Source organism: Bdellovibrio sp. HCB337, from assembly GCF_047302465.1.
In the GTDB taxonomy this organism is placed as follows: domain Bacteria; phylum Bdellovibrionota; class Bdellovibrionia; order Bdellovibrionales; family Bdellovibrionaceae; genus JACMRP01.
In genome coordinates this window covers 64,482-87,483 of sequence record NZ_CP178621.1, presented here as the reverse complement: position 1 = coordinate 87,483, position 23,002 = coordinate 64,482, and the positions used below count along the sequence as shown (strand labels likewise).

Annotated in this window: 21 protein-coding genes and 1 tRNA gene; 14 read left to right on the top strand and 8 right to left on the bottom strand. The window is 45.2% G+C overall.

All coding sequences use genetic code 11. The annotated features are described in order from the left end of the window. Positions 1 to 62 precede the first annotated feature (62 nt). Complete coding sequence (locus ACLWBB_RS00450; protein WP_413289572.1) at positions 63 to 473, top strand: hypothetical protein; 411 nt, start codon at positions 63 to 65, stop codon at positions 471 to 473. Positions 474 to 484: 11 nt separating this feature from the next. Continuing rightward, a complete protein-coding gene (locus tag ACLWBB_RS00445) occupies positions 485 to 2,497 on the top strand; it encodes an ATP-binding protein (protein ID WP_413289571.1) in 2,013 nt (670 codons plus the stop codon). On the opposite strand, the gene ACLWBB_RS00440 is transcribed toward ACLWBB_RS00445, so the two are convergent. Beyond that, complete coding sequence (locus tag ACLWBB_RS00440) at positions 2,478 to 3,173, bottom strand: response regulator transcription factor (protein WP_413289570.1); 696 nt, start codon at positions 3,171 to 3,173, stop codon at positions 2,478 to 2,480. The genes ACLWBB_RS00445 and ACLWBB_RS00440 overlap by 20 nt on opposite strands. A 248-nt stretch (positions 3,174 to 3,421) precedes the next feature. Between ACLWBB_RS00440 and ACLWBB_RS00435 the strand changes: the two genes are divergently transcribed. The 4 genes from ACLWBB_RS00435 to ACLWBB_RS00420 all read left to right on the top strand — a co-directional run bounded on the left by ACLWBB_RS00435 (position 3,422) and on the right by ACLWBB_RS00420 (position 7,131). Continuing rightward, positions 3,422 to 4,651, top strand: a complete 1,230-nt coding sequence (locus tag ACLWBB_RS00435) for an SDR family oxidoreductase (protein ID WP_413289569.1) — start codon at positions 3,422 to 3,424, stop codon at positions 4,649 to 4,651. A 79-nt stretch (positions 4,652 to 4,730) separates the two neighbouring features. Continuing rightward, positions 4,731 to 5,171 (top strand): hypothetical protein, encoded by a 441-nt coding sequence (locus ACLWBB_RS00430; protein ID WP_413289568.1) that lies wholly within the window; start codon positions 4,731 to 4,733, stop codon positions 5,169 to 5,171. Positions 5,172 to 5,227: 56 nt separating this feature from the next. After that, positions 5,228 to 5,842: a hypothetical protein gene (locus tag ACLWBB_RS00425; protein ID WP_413289567.1), complete on the top strand. Its 615-nt coding sequence runs from the start codon at positions 5,228 to 5,230 to the stop codon at positions 5,840 to 5,842. Next, the gene (locus tag ACLWBB_RS00420; protein WP_413289566.1) at positions 5,833 to 7,131 is read left to right on the top strand and encodes a sensor histidine kinase; all 1,299 of its coding nucleotides are present in this window, start codon (positions 5,833 to 5,835) and stop codon (positions 7,129 to 7,131) included. The genes ACLWBB_RS00425 and ACLWBB_RS00420 overlap by 10 nt, the downstream gene beginning before the upstream one ends. A gap of 15 nt (positions 7,132 to 7,146) precedes the next feature. On the opposite strand, the gene ACLWBB_RS00415 is transcribed toward ACLWBB_RS00420, so the two are convergent. From ACLWBB_RS00415 to ACLWBB_RS00405, 3 genes are all read right to left on the bottom strand, one after another. Continuing rightward, positions 7,147 to 7,614: a nucleoside deaminase gene (locus ACLWBB_RS00415; RefSeq protein ID WP_413289565.1), complete on the bottom strand. Its 468-nt coding sequence runs from the start codon at positions 7,612 to 7,614 to the stop codon at positions 7,147 to 7,149. Positions 7,615 to 7,695: 81 nt separating this feature from the next. After that, a complete protein-coding gene (locus tag ACLWBB_RS00410) occupies positions 7,696 to 8,742 on the bottom strand; it encodes a hypothetical protein (protein WP_413289564.1) in 1,047 nt (348 codons plus the stop codon). Further along, the gene (locus ACLWBB_RS00405; RefSeq protein WP_413289563.1) at positions 8,729 to 11,596 is read right to left on the bottom strand and encodes a type II secretion system protein; all 2,868 of its coding nucleotides are present in this window, start codon (positions 11,594 to 11,596) and stop codon (positions 8,729 to 8,731) included. Before ACLWBB_RS00405 ends, ACLWBB_RS00410 begins: the two co-directional genes overlap by 14 nt. Between ACLWBB_RS00405 and ACLWBB_RS00400 the strand changes: the two genes are divergently transcribed. The 8 genes from ACLWBB_RS00400 to ACLWBB_RS00365 are packed head-to-tail and all read left to right on the top strand — an operon-like array spanning position 11,567 to position 18,133. Further along, positions 11,567 to 12,589 carry a type II secretion system protein J gene (locus ACLWBB_RS00400; RefSeq protein WP_413289562.1) on the top strand — a complete coding sequence of 341 codons (1,023 nt, stop codon included), beginning with the start codon at positions 11,567 to 11,569 and terminating at the stop codon, positions 12,587 to 12,589. The two genes, ACLWBB_RS00405 and ACLWBB_RS00400, sit on opposite strands and share 30 nt — an antisense overlap. Then, the gene (locus ACLWBB_RS00395; RefSeq protein WP_413289561.1) at positions 12,590 to 13,393 is read left to right on the top strand and encodes a hypothetical protein; all 804 of its coding nucleotides are present in this window, start codon (positions 12,590 to 12,592) and stop codon (positions 13,391 to 13,393) included. Continuing rightward, complete coding sequence (locus ACLWBB_RS00390) at positions 13,393 to 14,085, top strand: hypothetical protein (RefSeq protein WP_413289560.1); 693 nt, start codon at positions 13,393 to 13,395, stop codon at positions 14,083 to 14,085. Before ACLWBB_RS00395 ends, ACLWBB_RS00390 begins: the two co-directional genes overlap by 1 nt. A gap of 50 nt (positions 14,086 to 14,135) precedes the next feature. Further along, positions 14,136 to 15,605 carry a spermidine synthase gene (locus ACLWBB_RS00385; protein WP_413289559.1) on the top strand — a complete coding sequence of 490 codons (1,470 nt, stop codon included), beginning with the start codon at positions 14,136 to 14,138 and terminating at the stop codon, positions 15,603 to 15,605. Then, positions 15,602 to 16,666 (top strand): hypothetical protein, encoded by a 1,065-nt coding sequence (locus ACLWBB_RS00380; RefSeq protein WP_413289558.1) that lies wholly within the window; start codon positions 15,602 to 15,604, stop codon positions 16,664 to 16,666. The genes ACLWBB_RS00385 and ACLWBB_RS00380 overlap by 4 nt, the downstream gene beginning before the upstream one ends. After that, entirely contained in the window at positions 16,663 to 17,100 is a 438-nt protein-coding gene (locus tag ACLWBB_RS00375) for a hypothetical protein (RefSeq protein WP_413289557.1), read from the top strand. The genes ACLWBB_RS00380 and ACLWBB_RS00375 overlap by 4 nt, the downstream gene beginning before the upstream one ends. A 6-nt stretch (positions 17,101 to 17,106) precedes the next feature. Next, the gene (locus tag ACLWBB_RS00370; RefSeq protein ID WP_413289556.1) at positions 17,107 to 17,562 is read left to right on the top strand and encodes a PaaI family thioesterase; all 456 of its coding nucleotides are present in this window, start codon (positions 17,107 to 17,109) and stop codon (positions 17,560 to 17,562) included. A 19-nt stretch (positions 17,563 to 17,581) separates the two neighbouring features. Continuing rightward, positions 17,582 to 18,133: a dihydrofolate reductase family protein gene (locus ACLWBB_RS00365; RefSeq protein ID WP_413289555.1), complete on the top strand. Its 552-nt coding sequence runs from the start codon at positions 17,582 to 17,584 to the stop codon at positions 18,131 to 18,133. Positions 18,134 to 18,274: 141 nt separating this feature from the next. Here the strand turns inward: ACLWBB_RS00365 and ACLWBB_RS00360 are convergent. From ACLWBB_RS00360 to ACLWBB_RS00345, 4 genes are all read right to left on the bottom strand, one after another. Further along, positions 18,275 to 18,364, bottom strand: a tRNA-Ser gene (locus ACLWBB_RS00360). A 60-nt stretch (positions 18,365 to 18,424) separates the two neighbouring features. After that, positions 18,425 to 19,720: a serine--tRNA ligase gene (serS, locus tag ACLWBB_RS00355; RefSeq protein ID WP_413289554.1), complete on the bottom strand. Its 1,296-nt coding sequence runs from the start codon at positions 19,718 to 19,720 to the stop codon at positions 18,425 to 18,427. A 17-nt stretch (positions 19,721 to 19,737) separates the two neighbouring features. Beyond that, positions 19,738 to 20,040 carry a hypothetical protein gene (locus tag ACLWBB_RS00350; protein ID WP_413289553.1) on the bottom strand — a complete coding sequence of 101 codons (303 nt, stop codon included), beginning with the start codon at positions 20,038 to 20,040 and terminating at the stop codon, positions 19,738 to 19,740. A gap of 31 nt (positions 20,041 to 20,071) precedes the next feature. Then, positions 20,072 to 22,927 (bottom strand): tetratricopeptide repeat protein, encoded by a 2,856-nt coding sequence (locus ACLWBB_RS00345; RefSeq protein WP_413289552.1) that lies wholly within the window; start codon positions 22,925 to 22,927, stop codon positions 20,072 to 20,074. Positions 22,928 to 23,002 lie beyond the last annotated feature (75 nt).

Below are 23,002 nucleotides of genomic sequence, written 5' to 3'. Positions count from 1 at the left end.
AAATTCGACCCAACTGATAATCTATTTATCAAGAGGAACAATAAAATGAAAGTTGGTGGAATATGGATCGGCTACCGACAAAAAAAATTCACTTTAAGAGCGTAGCTCGTCTCAATTACGAACACTTGGAAGACCTCATCAGTATCGATGACGGTGACTCCCAAGTTATCAACGATTTGATCCACATCTTTGAAAAGATCTATCACGAAAAATGGCTACAGATTAAAATGAGTGCGCGAAAAATGCATCTCAATGCTCTTGCTCGGGAAATGCATTCCTTCAAAGTCTCTTGCCACAATGTGGGTGCGCTTCGTGCATCTGTCATCGCAAAAGAAATACATCGTCTGTCATGCCAAGCCGATACCTCCACCGAAACTCTAAATCAGCTCATCACTGATTTAGAAATCGAAATTGCCGAGGCTCTTGCAGAAATTCGTGACTTTATTAACCAGGGCTCCAGCAATGCCGCTTAACGGAGGGACAAATGCGTCGTTTTTGGCGAAATCTATCAGTCTCTACCAAGCTGTACTTTGTCGTGGGCATTATGGCGATGCTGATTTGCCTCGAGCTCTTGTCGCTGCATTTTGCGATGACAACTCTTTCTGCCGTTCGTTCTTTCGTTGGCGGCGAAGGCCTTTGGTCAAAAGCACAAAAAAGTGCGATCTACAATCTTCAGCAATACGGACAAACTGGCAATCCAATTTACTATAAACATTTTCAGCAATTTCTTTTAGTGCCTCTTGGTGACCGCCAAGCTCGACTTGAAATGGAAAAACCCAACATCGATATGAACCGTATTTCGGATGGCTTCGTTCAAGGACAAAATCATCCTGACGACGTCGAAAACATGGTTCTCTTAATTCGAAGATTTTATTGGGTGCCCTATTTAGCCCGTGCCATAGATTTTTGGCGACGGGGCGATGTCTTGATGGATGAACTTATCGATGTTGGAAAAAAAATTGATCATGAGGTTCGTACCGCCAAAAACAAAGATGATCTAAAAAAATTGCTTTCGGATCTCTCGGAGCTCGACCTGAAATTTACAGAAATCGAAAATGGTTTCTCTAGCACGCTAGGGGCTGCTTCGCGCTGGCTTGAAGACATCTTAATGAGCCTCTTGATTTGCGCGGTCATCACCATCGAAGGCACGGGCCTCTTTTTGACGTATACCTTTTCTCGAAACCTCTCGAACGTGCTTAACGAGTTGAACCTATTTGCCAGCCGCGTTGGCGACGCAGATTTTGATCAACGAGTGCCCGTGCGCTCTGGTGACGAGCTCGGAAAGCTGGCCGAGGGCCTCAATTCCATGACCACCAATTTGCAAAAGCAAGTTGAAGGACGCCTCACTGCAGAACACGCCAGCGAAGTCAAAAATCTGTTCTTAGCAAACATGAGTCACGAGATTCGCACTCCGTTGAACGCGATTCTTGGCTTTGCCGAAATTCTTAATTCGCCGGATATTAGTGATGAAGAAAAAGACGCCTATATGGCGATCATTAAGAGAACCGGAGCTAACTTAACGACGATCATAAATGACATTCTAGATATTGCTCAACTCGAGGCGGAAGCCATCCCTGTTCATGAAGAGTGTTTTTCTTTAAAAGAACTTATTTCCGACCTCAGTCAAATTCTACAATTTCGAGTCGATGCCAAGGGGTTGACTCTTTCTGTTCGTACGTGGGGTACAGTATCCGAGTATATAACGAGCGACTTCACTCGGCTTCGCCAAATTCTCACTAATATTCTTGGGAATGCGATAAAGTTCACAAATACTGGCGGCGTCACTCTATCGTACGGAATCGTCGGTGATAAACTTGTCTTCGACGTTGCCGACACCGGAATCGGCATTTCTCCAGAACATGCCGAGAAACTCTTTAGGCCTTTTTCACAAGCAGACAACTCTGTCCGAAAAAAATTTGGTGGCACAGGTTTGGGTCTATTGATTTCACGAAAACTTGCGATGTTACTGGGTGGCGATGTCGTCATTCAGCAAAGCGCTCCTGACAGAGGAACAACATTCCGCATATCCATTAATTATGTCCCTAGCGAAGCTCCTTCAATAAAACGTAACTCCACATCTTCGTCCACGGTAAATGTACAAAATTGGCAAGGGCTCAGAGTCTTGGTTTGTGAAGATTCGAAAGACAACCAAGCACTCGTCAAAGCCTATCTTCGCAAAACCGATCTTGCTGTCGATTTTGCTATCAACGGCGAAGACGGTTTGAAGCTTCAAGAGAAGAATGACTACAGTATGATTTTGATGGACATGCAAATGCCTATTCTAGACGGCTTTACTGCCACGAAGATGCTCCGAGCCCGTGGCTGCAACGTGCCGATTGTGGCACTCACAGGATTTGCGATGAAACAAGATCAGCAAAAATGTATAAAAGTGGGCTGCGATGAGGTTTTAACAAAACCCTTCACCAAACAAGAACTTCAAACTGTCATCGGGAAATATATTGATCGCGCGACCGTGACTATAAAGAAGACTGGATAAATTTATAACCCTCGCCGGGCACTGATTGAATAAAACCGCTTTTTGAAATCAGTTTCTTTCGCAGAATATACACGTGAGTGTCAACCGTGCGCTCTCCCACATTAGTTCCCTGACCCCACACGCGATCGATAATCTGCGAGCGAGTTAGAATGTGGCCCTCGTGATTTAAAAAATACAAAAGCAATTTGAACTCGAGCGAACTTAATGACAGATCCACATCACTAGAATCGGTAATTAGAAATATTTTCTGCTGATTTATGTTCACACGAAACGCTCCGGATACATAGTTTTCCTGGCGTTCTTTTTCTTGAATACGTCTGCGAAGTTTGGCCTCAACCCTGGCATGAAGCTCACGAAGGTCAAATGGCTTTTGAATATAGTCGTCGGCCCCCACCGAAAATCCAAGAACCTTGTCTTCAATACCATCTCGACTTGAAACGAAAATAATAGGCAAACTCTCTAATTGCTCAGACGCCTTAATTTCAGCGCAAAATTTAATACCGTCGATTCCAGGAAGCTCAATATCAAGTATTAAGAGATCAAATGGATTATGGTGAAGCTCTGCCCGAGCGTCTTCGGCCGAAGACACGGTTCGAATGAAATGCTTTTTCCCTAATGCTAGCTGGATGAGATTCTGGCAATCCGGTGAATCCTCTACCAACAGAATTTTCATCATCTCCATAGCTAAATTATATCTAATTTTCGAAGGACTTTCCTGTTTGTTCCAATCTGAACAGGCGGCAAGGGCTATAGTGATACGTCTCTGTCAAGAAGACTTCATTTCTCTAGAGCTCTCATTTTACATTGGGGACGTACCATAAGGACATGGGCCATCGATTTCTCATCCTTGAGGATGACTTAACTAGTAGCCGGATTTTGGAGATGTTGATCCAAAAGCACTTTGGCGGGTCACAGGTCACTTGCATGACCAGTGTCGATGAGCTTTATGTAAAATACGGATCGCCTGACGAACTTGGCAGACATTTTGACTACATTCTTACCGACATCTTTTTATCTGGCGATAGCACAGGCATGGACTTAGTCAAAAAGTTGTCCACAAAAATGCAAAAGAAGACCATCGTTTGCTCCTCTGCGAACCCTGAGAAGTTCCTACAACTAACCAGAGAGGCTTCCCTGAATTGCCGGTTTTTGCACAAGCCTCTTCACCCTGTCCGTACCGTGCGAACTCTCAAAAATATGTGTGGAACAGAGACGTCGGAAAACACGCGTCGACCTCTACGACGATCGTCATCTGTAGGCGGGCCTGTAGTTCTAATTACAGGCTGTAGCTCTGGTGTCGGCGAAGCTCTTGCTGACCTTCTATCAAAAAAGACAAACTATAAACTAGTCCTGACGGCTCGTGATCGATCGGTTGCAAAGGTACGTGCCCGTTTTCCAGAAAATGACCGCTTGATGGTAGTACCACTGGATGTTGGTGATCCAGAGCAAATTGTGAGGACGGTCTCACATGTCATTGCTCGATGGGGTCGACTCGACATTTTAATCAATAACGCCGGCATTTGTTATCGAGCGACCGTTGAGCACATGGATCAGCTCTCTGAGATTGAACAACTCAAAGTAAATTATATTGGTCCTATGATGCTGAGTCGCGCTGTGATCCCTTTAATGCGTGAGCGTGGGCGTGGAAAGATTATCAACGTTTCATCGGTCTCGGGCATTCTAGGGATGCCAACAATGGCGTCCTATAGCGCTTCGAAACACGCTCTCGAGGCGGCCTCAGAAAGCATGTGGTATGAACTCAAACCCATGGGCATTAATGTGAGTGTGATTAGACCGGGCTTCATTAAATCGGATGGATACAGTCACGTCTTGCTTGCGCCGAAAAGTCGACTATCGACTGAGCTCGATGGGCCTTACGCCGATTTTTATCATTTCATGACTCCTTTTGTTTCAAGGATGATGAATAAATCTTTGGGAACTCCTCAGTCTGTTGCCGAGAAGGTGTTTAAAGTCATTCGCACGCAAAATCCTCCGCTATGGGTGGACGCCACTCCTGACGCTTTGATGTTTTCGTGTTTACGTCATCTTTTGCCAGATCAGATATTTAACAGATTGATTAATCTCGTATTCAGGCTGCAAATTCGCTGGGGCAAAAGTTACAGCCGCGCGGATCCTCGGCGTTTAAGATCTTAGTTCATAGTATTCAAACGACGCGCAAGGGCGGGGTCGAACAGGTCTCCTCAGAGGCCCCTCAAGCTGTTAGCATAAGTGTATGTCTGCTTCTGAACCTTGGCTTTTATTACCTGAATTTATCGCTCTGTTCGTCGGCATGTTTGCCTGCTGGGGTCTTTCGCTCTCGTATGTTCTATGGAACCGTCGTCCCAGCCGTCGCCAACAACTTCGCGCAATTCATGAGAATCTGAATAAAGTTCATTTAGCTTGGTCCAACAATGAAGCGACCATTAAAGCGGCTTCCGAGATTGATTTTCGAAAGGAAAATTACCGCGAACAAAAATGGTTTTTGCTGGCAGGAACCGTGCTTTCTGTTGCCAGCTGGCTTGGCTTCATTCTCTTGATCGTTTTAATTATGTCCTTGGAATTTCTCGCAAAACCTCGCATGGAACGCGCCGTGTTTGATAGCGATCTCGCAAGGGATAAATCACTATCCCCAGAGGCTGTTCAAATACTTGTAAATCGCCTTCTACAGAAATAAATTCTTTTTAGTTTAAATTTCTTGCCTCTGCTCTCTGAAAAAGGCATATCGCTGTCATGATTAAGGCACTTTTTCGGTGGCAAACACTCGCTCTCTTAATTTGGATCTTCCTGCTAGCAAATGGATTGCGCGTGCTTTGGGCCTATGAAAACATTCCGAGCCCACAACTGACCAAGGCGACTCGCATGCATCACGGTCAAATTCAGTTGGATCCTTCAAGACCTACCGTCGTGATGTTCGCACATCCACAGTGCCCGTGTACCAAAGCAAGTCTTCTTGAGCTGCAAGAATTAGAACACAGCCTGCGTGGTTTTTTGAAAATGCAGATATTCTTTATTCAACCGGCTTCTAAAAATACCGAGTGGGTGAAATCTCCTCTCTGGGAATTAGCTCAATCTATTCCAGGCGCAGAAGTTTCAATTGATCACTTAGGTGTTCTAGCAAAATCACTGAACGCTCAAATTTCAGGAGAGACTCTTTTATACTCTCCGTCGGGCGATTTACTTTTCAGTGGTGGAATTACTCCGTCAAGAGGACACACAGGTCGTAATTTCGGAATAACAGCGATTGGTGAACTAACCACTCAAGGACGCACTAAATACGCACGAACGAATGTATATGGTTGCTCCCTATTTAATAATGATGGACAAGGGTCTTCGACATGGAAGTAGAAGTTCTCTTTCAAGAGCATAAGTATAAACTCGGCAAAAGAGTGGATCGCGGCTTTGCGTATCTGATGGTCTTGCAGTGGGTTTTAGCAATTCTGCTTGCAGTCTTCGTTTCTCCATTAACTTGGTCCGGGGATTCTTCCAGCATTCACATGCACGTATGGATGGCTATTTTTCTTGGCGGAATATTCACGTCTCTACCTGTTTATTACGCAATTTTTAATCCTGGCCAAAAAATCGGACGTTACGTCATCGCCATTGCTCAGATGGGATTTTCAACTCTATTTATCCACCTCATGGGTGGGCGCATAGAAGCACATTTTCATATCTTTGGCTCTCTTGCATTTCTTTCGGCTTATCGTGAATGGCGTTTGCTGATCTTGCCTTCGCTTTTGGCCATTGCAGATCACTTAATTCGTGGGATCTATTTTCCACTTTCTGTCTATGGCGTGATGTCTGGAGTTGAGTGGCGCTGGCTCGAGCATGCTGGTTGGATTCTTTTTGAAGATCTCTTTTTAGGTTATATGTGTGTGCAAGCAACACGCGAAATGCGGCAGATCGCAGTTACCAAATCAGATTTGATTAAAGCCCGCATCAATGCAGAGAAGCTCAATGCAGGTCGCAGCCATTTCTTCTCGGTCGTCAGTCACGAGATTCGTACTCCGCTCAATGGTATCATCGGCTTTACTGACTTCTTGCAAGAGTCTCCGATTCCGGCAGAGCAACGTGATTACGTAAATATCATTAAGCAGTGCTCTGATACCCTGTTGAAAGTCGTTAATGACCTTTTGGATTTCCATAAGCTAGACAGCGGTCGTTTAGAACTTGATCCCCACGCCTTCAAGATAAGCGATGTTCAGCAATACCTCGAGAACGTTTTTTCTTTGGAGTGTCAGAAAAAAAATCTGACGTTTTCAATGCGCGTGGCCTCAGAAGTTCCTGTCGAGCTTTACGGAGACTCTCATCGCATTCGCCAGGTGTTGACCAATATCATCGGCAACGCCGTGAAATTTACGGACGAGGGCAGTATTCAAGTGAGCGTTTCTCACTACAAAGGCAATTTGTATCGCTGGGATATCGCCGACACGGGCATCGGTATTAAGAAAGACAATCTTCAAAAAATCTTCAGCCCCTACACGCAAGAGTTTTCTTCGACTGCCAGAAAATATGGTGGTAGCGGCCTAGGTCTATCGATTTCTAAAACTCTCGTGGAGCTCATGGGTGGACAGCTTCATGTAGAAAGCACGTACGGAAAAGGCAGCGTGTTCTTCTTCACGCTTCCGCTCAAATAGCAATCTAACGAAATTTTAGTATTTCACTTTGTCTTGCTTGTTTTGCCACTCTTTGAAAACCGTCAAGGCTTCATCATGACAGCACTGAACCATTGGAACTTTGCGATCTTTGATATCTTTTGGAATTTCTTGATAAAGGAAGTCATCGTCAAAATCGATATCTGCGGCATCACGGCGGGTGTTTGCATAATAAATTTTATCGATACGCGCCCAGTAAATTGCAGACAAACACATCGGGCAAGGTTCGCAACTCGTATAGATTTCTGAACCAGAAAGATCGAAGTGCTTGATGTTCTGGCAAGCTTCGCGAATAGCAACAACTTCAGCATGGGCAGAGGGATCATTGGTAGAGGTTACTTTGTTCCAACCTTCACCAATAATTTGACCGTTCTTCACAATCACTGCTCCAAAGGGGCCGCCGGCTCCTTTTTGCATATTGAGCTGTGACAACTGGATAGCTTTTTTCATGAAGTCTTTGTTCATGACTCCTCCTCAACAACGCGAAAGAGTCAGAGTTTATCCGAATAAACACTCTAGTCAACAAACACCAAAAGATGCGAGCTTTTAGCGGAATTTGGCCTTTTTAAAAAACCATGGACTATTTAGCACGGCGCGCGCAAACAGTTCTACAGCCACAAAAATGAACAACCATAACCATTCGAACAGACGCGGATAATTTCCCCAGAATTCCATCAATAATGGGCCCAGAGGCATAAACACAAATTGCAGAAGATAACAAAAGCCAAGACGACGATTCCACTTTAGGTTTGAAATCCACTCCATGATTTTGATTTTTCCCAAAAAGCCGTTCACACGAGGATCCAGGCTTAGTCTCATCAAAAACATGAAAATTGAAAAATGCTTCCAAAACATCAGCGGCTTTTGTTGAAACACATAGGCCTCAAAGCCTGGGCCTGCGGGAAAAACTCCATAGTCAGGTGTCACTACTAGGAAAATCAAAATGAAACCTGCCCACACTGGCCATTCCCACTTAGCTAATGGAATAAAAGCGTCTGGCTTTTTCTCGCGCCACAAAATACCCAGTGAGTGAAATAAAACTGGCAATGCTAACCATGGAAGCAGATTCCAGCCCGCAAATTGCAAAGCTCCGTCAGAGGGGTACACGCGGGATCCATAAAGTTCAAACGGAATACTCAGCAAAATAAGACTTAAGAAGACGAGAGCTTGTCGAAGTAATTTATTCTGCGAAAGAACTGCCACGAAAATATACGAGAACACTAAATACGAGTAGACATCCCACTCCCAACTTTGAGGGTCCATGGGGCTTTCGCTGCTAAGAATTTGTAAGCCGATGACTCCGACGATCAAAATAACAAATCTTTGGATGTGGTACGATTTGGCTTTAAAACCAATCAAGAAAAAGCTTAGAGCAACTATGAGCAGGCCGCCGTACTTAAAAAGAACTCCGACGAAATCCACTAATAGATGATAACTAGAAATCTCGGGTGGCAAAGTAATCTGATCTTGAAAGAAAGAGAACTGCCATACGTGAAAATAAAGAATCGCCCACACCGTGACGATTCTTAAAAGATCAAATCCATAGATTCGAGGTACTAATACTGGAGATGTCGATGAACTAGAACCCGGCATCGAACTGTTTTCTATCCATTGTACAGAAGTTAAGCCCTGTATCCGAGCCATTCATATTTTCATAATAACGCTGCGGGCGTGTTCCAAGCGGTTCAACCCACGGGTGTTCCGGAATATACTCAGGCAAACTACACTCGGCGTAACACCACTTAAAGCAGCTTGCGTTATTCGCGTTACCCGAGCACGGATCCCAATATTTGCGCGTGTACTTGCATGCAAAGTTGTAGGTATCAATATCTGTAGGGTCCGCAGTTGCTTTTGCGCATCCTGGTCCTGTTGCTGTGTATGTTGCACCTGCCGTTAATGTCGACGACGTCGGTGATGATTGTGGGCAGTTACCTGCTACAACATTCGGATTTGCAGACAATGTCGATGTATTTGTAGTCATCATACATTGCTCATTATAATTCGCCCAACCCCAAAGTGGTGTGTTGCTTGGGTTCTGAGGACCGCCTTGGAATTGCACTTCCAAACAAGGATCTGCTCCTTGCGCAATTCCATATTGAGAGCCCGTGAAACTAATTTTTCTACCCACCTTCGTCGGATGACAACCCATCAGCGGATACAAATTATTGTCTCCAGGTACATCGCTGCTTTCTTTAATCACTTGCAGCTTGCCCTGCACGCAGCGAGCCGCCACATAACAGAAGCGTTTGTTCGGAGGATCGAAGGCTGCCCACATCACTTCATCACCTGGCTGAATTTTATGAATGTCCGGATTAGTTAGATATTCATAACCATTTCCAGGCATACCACCTTTCGGAGTTTTGTACGCCAATGTCGGAATCATGCCGCCGACATTATTGTAAGCCGTTCCACCGTTATAGAAAGTGCTTCCTGGTTTACAAGCGTTGTCTTCGATTTTGCTAATATCCATGGATTCATCTAAAGGTGCTGACCATGCAGGTCCCGGCGGTCGTATAGCATTACACTTCTGACCGCACTTACATCCGTTATTACTATCATTGCAAGATCGGTATTTACCACCGGCACTATTAGGAACGAAGTTGGTGCCACCACCGCTGTAACAACCAAGACCGCCACCCAAACAGATAGCTGCTACGACTGCCGCAACGATCACACCAAACAGACCGCCGCTCACTACAACCAAAACTACAAACAGTACCCAGTTAAAGAGTCCACCAAAGAGTCCTTTGCCGCCCTTACAAGGTTTGCAGTTACATGTATAACAAGGAGGTGGTTTGAAATAGACGTGAGGATTGATTTCTTTGATTGGCGGACGCTTGTCGCCCGGAACCAACGTGGCCGCTGCCATCATTGCTTCTAACGCCGGCACATAACTTAAGTTCCCGGCCATATCTAGCATCGCAACGCCAAACTTCATTTCGCAACCCCACATACGTGGATTATTACGATCTCCATTAATACCGTTGAAATAATATTTGTACTCTAGATATGGCTGACTGACACCAGCACCTGTAAACTTAGAGTTCGTCGCCGCCGCTCGAATCACCTCTACGCGATCGGGTCTCGAGTTACAGAAACGTATTTGCTCACACGGAACCCAGCCGGTGTAGCGCATATTCCAAGACTTATCAAAACTGGTTTCAGCGCCTCCGTTGTAAGATCCTGGACACCAATTCCCCGGAGAGTTTCTAAACCACTGGTTTGAAGTGTCCATACACATCGGAACTACGCCGGGTTCTTTTTGATAATTGTAAACTCGTAGAGTCACAACTAGGTCCATATTGTTGCTTGCTGTTTGCGAGCATAAAGGACGGTCACGATTTTCTGGCCAATTTGGATTCGAAGCACTGTACGGCTGCAGATTGGTCAAGACTGTTTCAAACGGATGACCTAAGCAGCTTGCGCCATTACACCTTGTTCCCACGCGCATCGCTGTATAGTTATCCACCATCTGTGCAGTATTCACCGCGGATGCTTTGACGTAGTTTACATCATAAAAATAATCGACCACATTTTGACGATCGTCCGGCAACGAAAAGTCTTTCGTCCCTTCGCAATCTTCGGTTTGTCCTTGGTCGTTCGTATACGCAGCTCGCATTGTGACGCGAAAGCCATCACGATCACTAATCCAGTTTGGATAACTGCCGATGATCTGGCGACCTGCGCCCGTACCAAACTGTGGCTCGTAAGTTACGTTTGTGCGAGCCCCATTACGTGGACGTGGCCAAAATGGACCGCAACTATAAGACGCCAATTGATTTGTTCCCAAATCATACCGTGCGACTTTCAAATTCAGACTCAAATTTCTGAATCCACCTGTATAAAGGCTGTTCAAAGCTTGAGTATCTGCACTCGTTAAGAGTTTTACCGGCGCAAACGCATTACAGTGGCCCACGTTGTATTTCGTAGCCAAATATTCCATCGATCCTTTTAACAAAAGCGGAGTATAAAGAGTCACACCGTCTTGTGCAATGGGAACACCAACCGTCGATGCGCCGTTTGGAATTTGTACTGTTTTGCCAGGATTCGCTCTGTAGAGTTGAATATTAGGCTCTATGTTAAATGTAGATGCGCGCTGAGCTTGAAAATCTGGATCGTAGGTATTCACCATTTGTGACATTGGCGCTTGAAACGCCAGTTGTGTCGCTGCCGCTGTCCCTGTAATTCCCGCGGTGAATGCAGGGTTGAGGTTTGCTTGATAACCATCAAGAGAGTTTCCAAATGAGTTGATTCGGGAAAATGCTGTATCCAGAATTGCCTGACAGTTCGCAGACGTCCGCAGTTGCTTAACAATTTTCCCTTGTTGGCTAAAGAAAGGCATGGCTAGAATAAAGATCGTAGCCAGAATACCGATCGCCACCATCATCTCGAGGGATGAAAAGCCGGAAATACGCTTATGAGAAATAGATGGAATGCTCTTGCACATTCTGATTCCCCCGAAATAACAACAAGACGATGTTTTAAGTCTAGCAGGGAGCTATGGGGCCAACAAGGTTTTTCCCTCGTAGAATTGTTGCTCGGAGTGGCTCTGATTTCCATTTTGCTTTACGGTATCGGCTCTCTCATGACGATGGCTTCGTCTCAAAGTGAATCGCTCTCAAATCGCATTCAATCGGAAGCCGAAGTGAATGAGATGTCGTTCTACCTTAAACACATTCTCTCAATGGGTGTGAATGTGGAATACGCTGGGAACAATAATATCAATGGGCTCTCTGGAACTGGCGGTAATTCCAATACGGGATGGATTCGCGCGTATGATTTCACAACTTTGTTCAACCCAGCCACAACCGCATCAAGTGTTGATACAATCGGTTTTTTTCTGCGCGATAACCTAGCCAGCGATTATGTCGGAGCCCCTCCTGCTGTGGCTGCGCGTTTTTTCCCCACAGGAGTTTTCTTTCAAAGACCAACACCTCGTACTTACGGAATTTTGTACTTTGACTTAGGTAGACCCCAATCCGCTGGCACTGTGGCTGTTTCCCCGAGCCTCGATGATTTGTGGTTTGGCTCGATTGTTGATCTCAAAGTACTAGAACCCGAGATCAACCGATTTGATGTCAATTTCCCAGATACAAATCCTGCTGCAATGACACGACAAAGACTTTCTTCAATCACCGTGAAACTCACTGTGCGTGAGTACTTGCCACGAGACAACGGTCCTCGCGACTTCCGCTGGTGTCCTCCGACAGCAATGACAGCAACTGAGTGTCGGACCACCACTCCTTACAAAGATGTGGAACGGGTCGTTCGTATCGTGTTCCGTAACAACGTTCTTGGTTTTTCTACAGCGCAAATGTATGTCTCTGGCGAAACCCCGACGGCTTTGCGAGCAGTTCGTCGACCTTTGTATCGACGTCCTTACGATTTGGTATATTTCCTAAGAGCCTCTTATCCTAGCGGGCAGTTGAAGAGGTATTAGATGACAAGCAAAAACCAGCCTTCATTAAAAAATCAAAATGGGTTTGTCGGTGCGATGCTTGTTATTGCTGTCGCTGTTGTTGTCGGCATCATCATCGTTGGCATCACTCATAAAATGGGTGACCTCAACAAGGCTTACGACAAATCTCGTGCTTTTTATGATTCAGAAATTGCCATCGAAAAATTCTCCGTGTCGTTAAAAAACGCTTATGACAAAGCCAACTATATGCAGGACATGATTCCCAATACCGGAGGTAATCCAGCTCTCGGTGACTATGGTTGTCCCGGAAAACTTGTCACACTCGGTACAGGTGGCGCTAATACCGTGAAACTTTGTTGGGAGTTCGGCGGTTCAGGAAATAAACTTTGTGCAAAACGTTCTCGCGAGGCGGGTGGCCCCGTTGATATTTGCCTAGAATCAAGCAACCTACAAGTTCGCATAAAAACACCGAATGAGTGGGAAGTCGCAATGATGCCGACTGAAAAAAGTTTTGCAGATCGCTGGGCATTTTTCCAAGATGCATCGATCGAATTTTTTAAAGACCTCGGTGTTTCTAAAGCTCACGCCAATCTTGATGCGTTTAAACCTCTTTTACCAGCTTTGGTTCCATCCAATAGCATCGTGCTCAATGGGGGCTTTCGCAGTTTGCCCGAGTCTCCGAATTGTACGGTCGGCGCCGCGAATCCTTATCAATGTTTGAAAGTTTCTTTCTGTGTTAAAAACGTCGGCACTTGCAACGCGAATGAACTAATTCGTCAGGCATATCTTTTTGCAAAACCCGCACCTACTTCACAGGGTTGGTAATGACGGCAATTCCCAAAAACTGGTTTTTAGGATCGTTGATTTTTATAACTGCTTTTTGCAGCTATGCCTACGAACTTGTCTTGGCCCAAATTCTTTCGATTTTGTGGGGCGACGTTGTCCTTCAGTATACTATTACAACCGGAATCTATATTGCCGCCATGGGCTTTGGTGCTTCTCTAACCCCAACAAAAATTTCCGCTCATAGAATGTTCATTTGGATTGAGGTTGCGCTGTCACTCTTAGCGATGGCAGCGCCTTTTTGTCTTATCGGAGCCGATGTTCACTACCGAGCTGAAGCGACCTTTGTCAGTTATCTTTTCATTATTCTTATTGGCTTTCTTTCTGGCATGGAATTGCCCTTGCTTCTACGTATAAAGCAAGAGTCTTCCGACGACTCTGAATCTGCAGAGAAGGCGCTTTTCTTAGATTATTTTGGGATGTTTTTCGCGGGTCTTCTATTTGCGCTTTTTCTAAACCGCGCTTGGGGAACTTTGCAGACGAGTTTGTGGTTGGCTCTTTTAAATCTGGCGCTCGCTTTGATTTGTGGAATTGTCTGGGGATTTCGCCACAAGAAAATGTGGAAGCTCGAAAGCCCGGTTCTATTTGTTAGCTTTGGTCTTTTAACTTGGTTTGTAACAACCTACTTAAACCTCTATCAGGAAACTTTAGAAAAATGGGTGATCGGCAACTAAGAGGACTCTCTTTCGCGCTTTCATTTTGCGGGTTTGCCTATCAAACGCTGATGGCAAAAACGTTTGCCGTCACACTCGGTGAAGAGATCATTGGGTTTTGTCTATCAAGTGCACTTTTCATTGTCGGTATCGGTTTTGGAAGCAGACACTCTGCTAAAGCTAAAGATCCCTTGTCATCGCTATTTCACGTAGAACTTACTTTGATGGTAGTTGGTGCTGTAGCACCCCTAGTGGTGACTTATTTGTCTTTTGTTCCATCACTTCGCTTCATTCAGATTGGATCGATAAATCTGCCGCCTGTCCCTTTGATTCTTATTTTCTTTTTGGGGTCAGGATCTTTGTCTTTTTACCTAGGTCGCTTGACGGGTTACGAGACTCCATTACTATTTCGTTTACGCCCGGATCAAAAAGATGCTCGCAGCTTAAATCACATTTTAGGTTTTAGTTATTTTGGAGCCTTAGCCGCTTCGCTCTTTATGCCTCTTTTTCTCATTCCTCGTTTAGAAATCTATGGCAGTGCTTTGCTGATCGCTCTATTTAGCGGTCTCATCTCGTTATATATTTTGACGTCTTTTCCTCAGAGATATCCACAGGGAAAACGTGCTCTTGTTATCGCTTTCGGTCTAGTGGTCGGAATCGGCTTCTTACAAAAGCCACTCCAACAAGCGGCTCTTCGTTTGACGTACTATAGTGGTTTTCCAAGTACTGTTAGTTCTTGGTACGACATTAGCGAGTACATCTCTGATCTGCGCACAAAAATCAACGTTGATAGAACTCTCAGCCCTTACCAAGCCATTGATATCGTTCACGGCAGTGATGAAAAGCCTTACTTTCAACTTTACTTAAATCGCCAATTCCAATTCGACTCTCGTTTCGAGCGCGAATATCACTATGCCTTTTTGCAGGGGGCTCTGAAGCTCGCACCCTTTACTCCGAAACGAGTTCTTATTTTGGGTGCTGGCGATGGCTTGCTGTTGCGGGATGTACTAGCCACGCTTCCAGAGACTACAGATATCACAATGGTTGAACTTGACCCCATTGTTTTGCAATTCGCTAAGGAAGATCCAGCGTGGGTTGAACTCAATCAAAACTCTCTGGCAAGTTCACGAGTAAAGCTTCTTACTGATGATGCCTTTCACTTTCTTCGTGAGACAAACGAAACGTGGGACGCTGTCCTCTTGGATTTTCCTTATCCCTACAGCTTTGAGGTCGCAAAACTATTTAGTCTAGAGTTTTATCGCCTTTTACACAAAAGACTGTCTACGCAGTCATTTATTGTCTTTGATTTCCCTTTGCGTGGCAGTTCTGAAGTCATTCACTCAACTCTGCAAAAGGTTCCATTTCAAAGTATCATCGCCTACGAAAAGGGAGAGACCTTTGTATTTGCTACTGATCTTTCATTGGATTCTCTGAAATTCGAAAATTTTAAGAGCGAATTTCAACAAATCACTTTACCTCCTGCAGAAGATGGCTTTGTACACTCGCTTTTCAAACCGACTTTGCCTAGAATCGAGGAATGACCCCTCGTCGTTTCTACGCTTTGGACATTCTTCGAAGTTGCGCCATTCTCGTGGTTACCTTTTATCACGTTTGGGAAAGCCAATTTGGCCAAGCTAAAATGCTTTTTACTCCCGATCAGTCGTTCTTTGGTCTTTTGACGAATTTCTTTTTAGATTATTGGGGTTACTCAGGACTGATTCTGGCTTTTATTTCGTTTTTTCTGATTGGCTTCTCGCAAACGAAATGGAACTGGCAACGCTACTTACTAGTAGCCGTTGGTTTTATTGGAATGCTCGTGAATATTGGCTTCGACCCTGCGGACTCATCGACGTGGTCTTGGAATATCTATGCCTACCTCTTTGTCAGTCTCTGCATTGTTCAATTTATTCCGTCTAACAAAATAGTCTTGGGCGCGCTTTCTATTTTATCTCTGTTATCACTGGCAGTTCCTATTCACGAGTACCAATCGCTCAGGCCTTTTTTTGGAGAAACACTTTCTCAGATTTTCATTGGTGATCTGGATCCAAATGAAACAATCGGGTGGGGACTTATTCCGTGGTTGTCGATTCCAATATTAGGCTTTTGCGCGGGTCGGTGGTTGCGCCAACTTCCCCAAGATTCTTCAGTCTATCAGGGACGTAACTGGGAGCTTCCAGCACTTCTGAGTGTTGCAGCTTTGCTAGTTGTGGCTTTTCCTTTCAATGACGGTATTTCCATCACAGCGACCGGATTTTACTACTATGTGTTCTCTGGCACGCCTTGGTTTTTTTGGAGTCGCTTTGTCGTTATTCTTATTTGGCTAAGAATTAGTTGGTTAGACAGTGTAAATGCTTTCTTGGGTCGGTTCCAATTTGTGCGTTGGCTATCCAATTTAAGTTGGAATCGCCATTTTGGTTTGGCTTACTTCTTAGAGTTTGCTTTTACACCGCTCGGCTTACAATACACCGACACCTTTGTCGAACACCCAAGAACTCTTGATCTATTCTGGATTTTTATTTTGGTGGCAACAGAATTCAGCACACGATATATTGTAAAGACTTTCAAACGAATCTCTCTAAAGCGCAAGGAGGCTGCCTCATGAGATTTGCTATCTTTGTTTTATCGACACTGTTTTCATTCTCAGCTTTTGCGAACTTTACCGGTTTGTGGGCGGGCAAGGGACACATGGTAGATGGCAACGGCGCCATACAACAGTGCAAAAATGCGAGCCTCGAGCTGTCTCATACAGACACCAATTTCAATCTCACGATTGGTGTATTTGAATGCGAATACCTCAAAATGACATGGTCACCTCTATCTTTAGAAATCAAAGACGGAGAGCTTCTGAGTAACGGAGTCAGCCTCGGAAATATTTCTGAGGATTTCTTGTACGCTCGCCAACAAAATTCTGAAAACGGCTCGATCGCAGTATATCAGGCCGAGATTTCTGAAGTAGGACTCAACTTCAAAGAAACTCTTATGGATGCTGAAGGAAATATCATCTTATCTGTAGAAGCAGATCTTGTGAAACAATAGGCTGATATGATTGAGTCAGATCGTTTTTTCGAGCTCTTTAAAAAATTTAACAACTTTGACAAAGATAACGGTCTGACTTTCTCGGTTCTATCTCCGGGAAAGATCACTTATAAATTCGAGGTCCTCGAAAAGCACTTAAGTTCTCCAGATGCTTGTCATGGAGCTGTGATTGCCGGTTTCATGGATTGTGTTTTGGGATTAGCGGCACTTAGTTATGCTGTCACCGAAGGAAATCTGACTTCGACAGTAGAATTTAAATTGAACTTCATTAAGCCGGCACGCTTAGGTGACAAGCTTATCGGTAATGGTCATCTAGAGTACAAAGGGAAATCCCTAGTCATCGCAAGCGGCGATATCCACCGCGACTCCGACAAAGAACTCATTGCAAAAGGCCTTGGCACGTTCAACTTGTATCCGATGGATAAGCGCGAAGACTTTATGAAGAATCTCGACAAAGCCTAGCGTCCACGAGGAGGATTCGGTGCGCAAAGTGCAATTTTGTATGCTTACATCTCTTGATGGCTACTTCGAAGGGCTTAGTCATAATTTAGATTGGCACTATGCCAATGATGAAGAACACGAAGATTATGCAAACGAACTGCTCAACTCTGCGGACCTTTTAGTCTTCGGACGAAAAACTTACGATATAATGGCTGCCTTTTGGCCAACAGCAAATGCCGATGAATTCAGTATTGCGCGCAAAATGAATGAGCTTCCAAAAATAGTGTTTTCAAATACGCTATCAAATGTTGGCTGGAACAATACAAAACTCATTAAAGGCGACGCGGCCGCTGAGCTCGCAAAGCTGAAACAAACGCCAGGAAAAAACATTGTTATTCTTGGCAGCAATCAGCTTGCTACAAGTTTGCTGAATACCAACATCATTGATGAGTATCAGATTTTTCTTTGCCCAATCTCGATTGGCGCTGGAACTAAGCTCTTCCACGGAACACATGAAACTCATCGGTTTATACTGATGAAAACAAAAGTAAGAAGGTCTGGTCTGATAGAACTTTACTACAGAAACAAGTAGTCTATAGAAGAGGCGCGAGAGATGGTTTCACTTCGCTACACTCTCTTAGGCAAGCCCGAGAGTCGAACCGTTACCGAGTTCTATTTCTCAAGCCCTAAAAACTAAAAAGGGGAAACCACCCTAGTGATTCCCCCGATTTAATGGCGGAGAGTGAGGGATTCGAACCCTCGAGCCCCGCGAAGGGCTGCCAGTTTTCAAGACTGGTGTATTCAACCGCTCTACCAACTCTCCGTCGACCGTTTTATGGGTTTTGGAGAGCGTATTCAAGTAGTTGTTATTCTGACGCGCCGTTTATTTTCGAATCTCTTTACGTCCACCCATGTAGTTCTGAAGAGCTTTCGGAATAGCAACGCTTCCATCTTCGCGCTGATAGTTTTCTAAGATCGCAACCAATGTACGCCCGACAGCCAAACCTGAACCGTTCAAAGTATGAACGAACTGCGGTTTGCCGCCAGCTGAACGGAAGCGAATATTCGCGCGACGAGCTTGGAAGTCCTCAAAGTTAGAGCAAGAGCTGATCTCGCGATAAGTATTTTGCCCTGGAAGCCAAACTTCCAAGTCATGAGTCTTCGCAGATCCAAAACCCATATCCCCCGTGCATAGAAGCATACGGCGGAAAGGAAGTTCTAAGTCGATCAAAACTTGCTCTGCATGAGACGTCAAAGCCTCATGAGCTTCATAAGACTTATCCGGATGAGCAAAGGTCATCAACTCAACCTTGTCGAATTGATGCTGACGAATCAAACCCTTGGTATCGCGACCGGCACTACCTGCCTCAGAGCGGAAACACGGAGAGTATGCACAGAAATTCTTCGGCAAGTCAGTCTCGCTCAAGATCTCGTTGTTATAGTAGTTCGTCACTGGCACTTCAGCCGTTGGAATTAAATACAAATCCGTGCCCGTTAAGTTGAACACATCTTCTTTAAACTTTGGAAACTGACCGGTCCCCAACAAGCTATTACTGTTCACCATGAATGGCGGAATCATTTCAGTGTAGCCATGCTTCTGAGAATGCATGTCCATCATGAATTGAATCAACCCGCGCTCCATCTGAGCCGCCGCACCCTTTAAAAAGGCAAAGCGTGTTCCCGTGGTTTTACCAGCACGTTCAAAATCAATAATGTCGAGGCTCTCACCCAACTCCCAGTGTTCTTTCACTTTGAAACCGAAAGTCGCAGGAGTTCCCCAAGTTTTCAAAACTTTGTTTTCTTTTTCAGAAGAACCCACGGGCACAGAGCTGTGTGGTTTATTCGGCATCGTCAGTGCGATATTCGTTACTTGCGCATCGATCTCGGTCGCTTTGGCTTCAAGGTCTTTTACAGTGCCTTTAAGTTTTTCAACCTCGGCCATGACCGTAGAAACATCGCCACCTTCGCGTTTGAGTTTTCCGATCTCACCGCTCAGCTTGTTCTGCTTTGCTTTTTCGCCTTCAGCGACAGTGATCATTTCACGGCGCTTTTTATTAAGCTCCATGACTTGTTCAAGAACTTCAGTGGTAGCTCCGCGATTTAGAAGAGCTTGTTTGTATTCATCATAATAAGAAGTGCCGTTCTCGGCTTTTTTTTCGAGAAGTTTAATGTCGATCATAGTTGTAGCCTTTCTACTTACGGAGCGACGAGAATATACATTCTGAGTAGCATCGCCAAAAGAACGAGGAATAAATCAAAAATAAGAATTTTGCCGAGGTTCCATCCCGAGGTCGTCTTGATCACAAGACCCATCACAACCACCAGCATGAAAGTCAAAGCAAGCGAGCCATAGCCAACAAGCTCCTGACCAATCAAGCCTAAGGTGAGACCCAACATGAAGCCGGTCAAAACTCGAAGAGTCAGACAAACCAAGGACACCGACGAGTTTTTTACTCCGTCTTGCACGTTGGTTGAAAATCCCTTCATTTTGTCAGCCATTCCCATATGGTCCCCTTTAACTTTTTCCTTCTTACCCGCCACCTATACGGTTGATGCGAGCTTCAATTTCACCACGATCCGGAGCATTTGGCGAGAGTCCTAAGTATTTATTGTAGGACTGTACCGCTGCGCGAATATCCCCACGGATCTCATAAATCGCGCCCTGCTCTTTGTAAATATCCGCGTAGCCAGATTCCCGGGCTGAGGCCATAGATAACAAATCTTGAGCAATATCGACAGATCCAGATTGACGATAACACTGAGCGGCTTTGACGTAAATGTCCGCTCCCTGAGAGTGGAGTTTCATAGCCTGGGAATATTCCGCGGCACACTCGGCAAACTGCTTTTTGGCGTTAAAGATTTCGCCTGCCAGCAAATAGCTATCGGCCAGATTTGGGTTGGCCTGTTTCTCTTTTTTAACAGCTTCCAGGGCCAAGTTGTAATTTCCCGCCATCATGGCCGCTTTCCCGATAAAGTAGGCCGCGCGCGGGAATTGAGGGTTAATCGTTTGGACCCGTTTAAACTGCTCAATGGCCTTATCAAACTGATTGCTTTCCAAGCGCAGTTTGCCGACTTGGAAAAGGGCTTCCGCATCCGAAGGGTCTAACACTGCCGCCGATAAGAACGCACGCAGAGAAGGTTCAATCAGCCCCAAGGCTTTATAACTTTCACCCAAACCGATAAAGGCTTTTTTGTTTTTCGGATCGGCCTCGGTGACTTGCTCATAATATTCTTTGGCTTGAGCATAACGTTCTTCGGCCCGATAAATTTCTGCCAAAGCCACGCGATACTCCACAGAGTAAGAGTATTTCTTAATAAGCTCTTGCAGATAATTAACACCAGAATCAATCCCGTTAATTTGTGCCATCACTTTAGCGTACGTGATTTGACCTTCGGTATTGGTAGCATCAATCTCGACAGCCTTTGTTGCAAAGCGAAGAGCATCCCGCTGATAAGTCTCGCGAGCTTCCGCATCTTTCTTAGTGGCAGCAATGGTGCTTGCATAAAGGGATGCACTGGATTTTGCCAAAATCGTATAAGTATCGATATCCGCGTCGTAAGCTCTCAGCGCTCTTTGTGCAAAGTTCACAGCGCCTTGAAAGTTATTACGACGGAACTCGATCAAAGCCATTCCCCGCAAAACTTCATAGTTATTTGGTGAAACGCGCGCGGCGTTTGTCAGAGCATTCGTTGCGCCCAAGAAATTATAGCGCTGAGACATATAGTCCGCTTGCAAGACGTACGCAGTAATCAAACTTGGGTCAGCCTTAATCGCTTTTGTTAGCCACTCGATCGCTTCAAAACTTTGATTGAGCTGCCACAAACATTTTGCCGCTTTCACTGCGGCCATGCCATTTTTGGGTTCCAACTCAAAAGCCGCTTTGTATTCAGCTTGCGCCGCTAGACAATCTCCAGAGCGGGCATACTGATCACCGATAAACATCATCTCGCTATTGGTGGATTTTTCTTTAAGCTTATCAGAGCCGCCCAAGCGAACGACCATCTGCTTGAATTGGCCATTATTGGGACTTAGGCGATACGCATTTTGCGCTGCTGTTAATGCCGCACTCTTTTCGCTTTTCGCAAGATGCAATTCCGCGAGCGTGTAATAACCAAGAGCTTCCAGATCCCGCTCAACACGAGCATCGGAACTCATTGCAGATTTCAAAAACTTAAAGGCGTTTTCGTCTTGCTTAAAGGCTTTGTATTCCAGAATTCCTAGACGAATTTTTGCTTCGCGATGTCCCGGATTTTTCGCAAGCACTGCACGCAGGTACTGAGAAGCCTTCGGGCCCTGTGACTGCTGAGCCGCCATCGCGCCTAATTTCACCTGCGGGCGAAGCCACGTATCCCAAAGCTGAGCCGCCTTGTCGTAGTAGGGCGTAGCATTCATATAGTCTTTATCAGCTTCCAAGAGCTCTGCTTTGAATTGATAAAGAACCGCGAGCAAAGAGAATCTTTCTGCGGATTCTAGTGCGGACTCTGCAACACCACGAGCTTCTTTGTAGTGCCCAGAAGTTTGAAGGTTCACGATTTCACAAATACTTCCGTAAAGCCCAACGGCATTCAAAGCACGCGTTGATTGCGTAACACTTGAAACCGCACGAACATCGGCCGCATCTTGTTTGGCAAAAGGCCAAAGCTCTTTATAAACCAAACACAAAAGTCCACGCACTTCGAGATTGCTTGGAGAGCCTTCAACGATAGCGACAAGATTGTTTTGAGCATCCAGATAAGACTCGATGGTGTCGGCCTCGATCGCTTTCAATGCGACACTCAATTTGTCTTTAATTTGGCTATCACTCATAGCCGCAGAACCCTTGCTCGGCGCTAGTAAGCTGATTTTTTCCCCGGCGTCGGGTCCATCTGGCAAAAGCACATAGACCACTAACAACAAAGCCACCGCCACCAAGATCAAAGGCAGCTTCGAGCTTTTCATAAACTCTTGCTTCTGTGCTTGGGCAATGTTCTTCAACTCGATAATCGGTCCTGGCATCGAGGACGTATGAGAAGCTTGGTGTGGCTTCGGCAGAGGACTTTGCGGTGTCGGCGTTCTTGTAGAGTTGCGAACTTCTGTCTTTTCAAGAATGCTTCGCTGAGCTTGCGGGTTTTTCAAATGTTCGGGTACCGGGCCCACTATAGTTTCTTCATGGGCGTTGCTTTTAGGAACCGGTTCAACAGATCCTTCCAAAGCTTCTAACAACTTGTCATAGAATTGTGGTTCCTGAGAAAGCTGGCTCCACTGACCACCCGGATAACGAGAAACCATTTCGGATCCAGAAAACACACCTTCCCCAATAAGCTTCAACAATGCTTCGGTGGTATAGGGGCCTTTGGTTTGGCCACCAGTGGTTCTGACAATCCAATGGATCTGAATACGTGACATAGATAGTTGATTATATTTCGGTTTTTACACGGGGCCTATCATTGTTCGATGTCAGGTTCAGGTCTCTACAAAAGT

What these genes read in the sequence shown, in the direction of transcription:
- ACLWBB_RS00410 (WP_413289564.1), bottom strand. Translation starts at nt 8,742, where the DNA reads ATGCCGGGTTCTAGTTCATCGACATCTCCAGTATTAGTACCTCGAATC.
- ACLWBB_RS00375 (WP_413289557.1), top strand. Translation starts at nt 16,663, where the DNA reads ATGAGATTTGCTATCTTTGTTTTATCGACACTGTTTTCATTCTCAGCT.
- ACLWBB_RS00425 (WP_413289567.1), top strand. Translation starts at nt 5,228, where the DNA reads ATGATTAAGGCACTTTTTCGGTGGCAAACACTCGCTCTCTTAATTTGG.
- ACLWBB_RS00345 (WP_413289552.1), bottom strand. Translation starts at nt 22,927, where the DNA reads ATGTCACGTATTCAGATCCATTGGATTGTCAGAACCACTGGTGGCCAA.
- ACLWBB_RS00405 (WP_413289563.1), bottom strand. Translation starts at nt 11,596, where the DNA reads ATGTGCAAGAGCATTCCATCTATTTCTCATAAGCGTATTTCCGGCTTT.
- ACLWBB_RS00380 (WP_413289558.1), top strand. Translation starts at nt 15,602, where the DNA reads ATGACCCCTCGTCGTTTCTACGCTTTGGACATTCTTCGAAGTTGCGCC.
- ACLWBB_RS00370 (WP_413289556.1), top strand. Translation starts at nt 17,107, where the DNA reads ATGATTGAGTCAGATCGTTTTTTCGAGCTCTTTAAAAAATTTAACAAC.
- ACLWBB_RS00350 (WP_413289553.1), bottom strand. Translation starts at nt 20,040, where the DNA reads ATGGCTGACAAAATGAAGGGATTTTCAACCAACGTGCAAGACGGAGTA.
- ACLWBB_RS00415 (WP_413289565.1), bottom strand. Translation starts at nt 7,614, where the DNA reads ATGAACAAAGACTTCATGAAAAAAGCTATCCAGTTGTCACAGCTCAAT.
- ACLWBB_RS00395 (WP_413289561.1), top strand. Translation starts at nt 12,590, where the DNA reads ATGACAAGCAAAAACCAGCCTTCATTAAAAAATCAAAATGGGTTTGTC.
- ACLWBB_RS00385 (WP_413289559.1), top strand. Translation starts at nt 14,136, where the DNA reads ATGGCAAAAACGTTTGCCGTCACACTCGGTGAAGAGATCATTGGGTTT.
- ACLWBB_RS00420 (WP_413289566.1), top strand. Translation starts at nt 5,833, where the DNA reads ATGGAAGTAGAAGTTCTCTTTCAAGAGCATAAGTATAAACTCGGCAAA.
- ACLWBB_RS00445 (WP_413289571.1), top strand. Translation starts at nt 485, where the DNA reads ATGCGTCGTTTTTGGCGAAATCTATCAGTCTCTACCAAGCTGTACTTT.
- serS (WP_413289554.1), bottom strand. Translation starts at nt 19,720, where the DNA reads ATGATCGACATTAAACTTCTCGAAAAAAAAGCCGAGAACGGCACTTCT.
- ACLWBB_RS00435 (WP_413289569.1), top strand. Translation starts at nt 3,422, where the DNA reads ATGACCAGTGTCGATGAGCTTTATGTAAAATACGGATCGCCTGACGAA.
- ACLWBB_RS00400 (WP_413289562.1), top strand. Translation starts at nt 11,567, where the DNA reads ATGAGAAATAGATGGAATGCTCTTGCACATTCTGATTCCCCCGAAATA.
- ACLWBB_RS00430 (WP_413289568.1), top strand. Translation starts at nt 4,731, where the DNA reads ATGTCTGCTTCTGAACCTTGGCTTTTATTACCTGAATTTATCGCTCTG.
- ACLWBB_RS00450 (WP_413289572.1), top strand. Translation starts at nt 63, where the DNA reads ATGGATCGGCTACCGACAAAAAAAATTCACTTTAAGAGCGTAGCTCGT.
- ACLWBB_RS00390 (WP_413289560.1), top strand. Translation starts at nt 13,393, where the DNA reads ATGACGGCAATTCCCAAAAACTGGTTTTTAGGATCGTTGATTTTTATA.
- ACLWBB_RS00440 (WP_413289570.1), bottom strand. Translation starts at nt 3,173, where the DNA reads ATGATGAAAATTCTGTTGGTAGAGGATTCACCGGATTGCCAGAATCTC.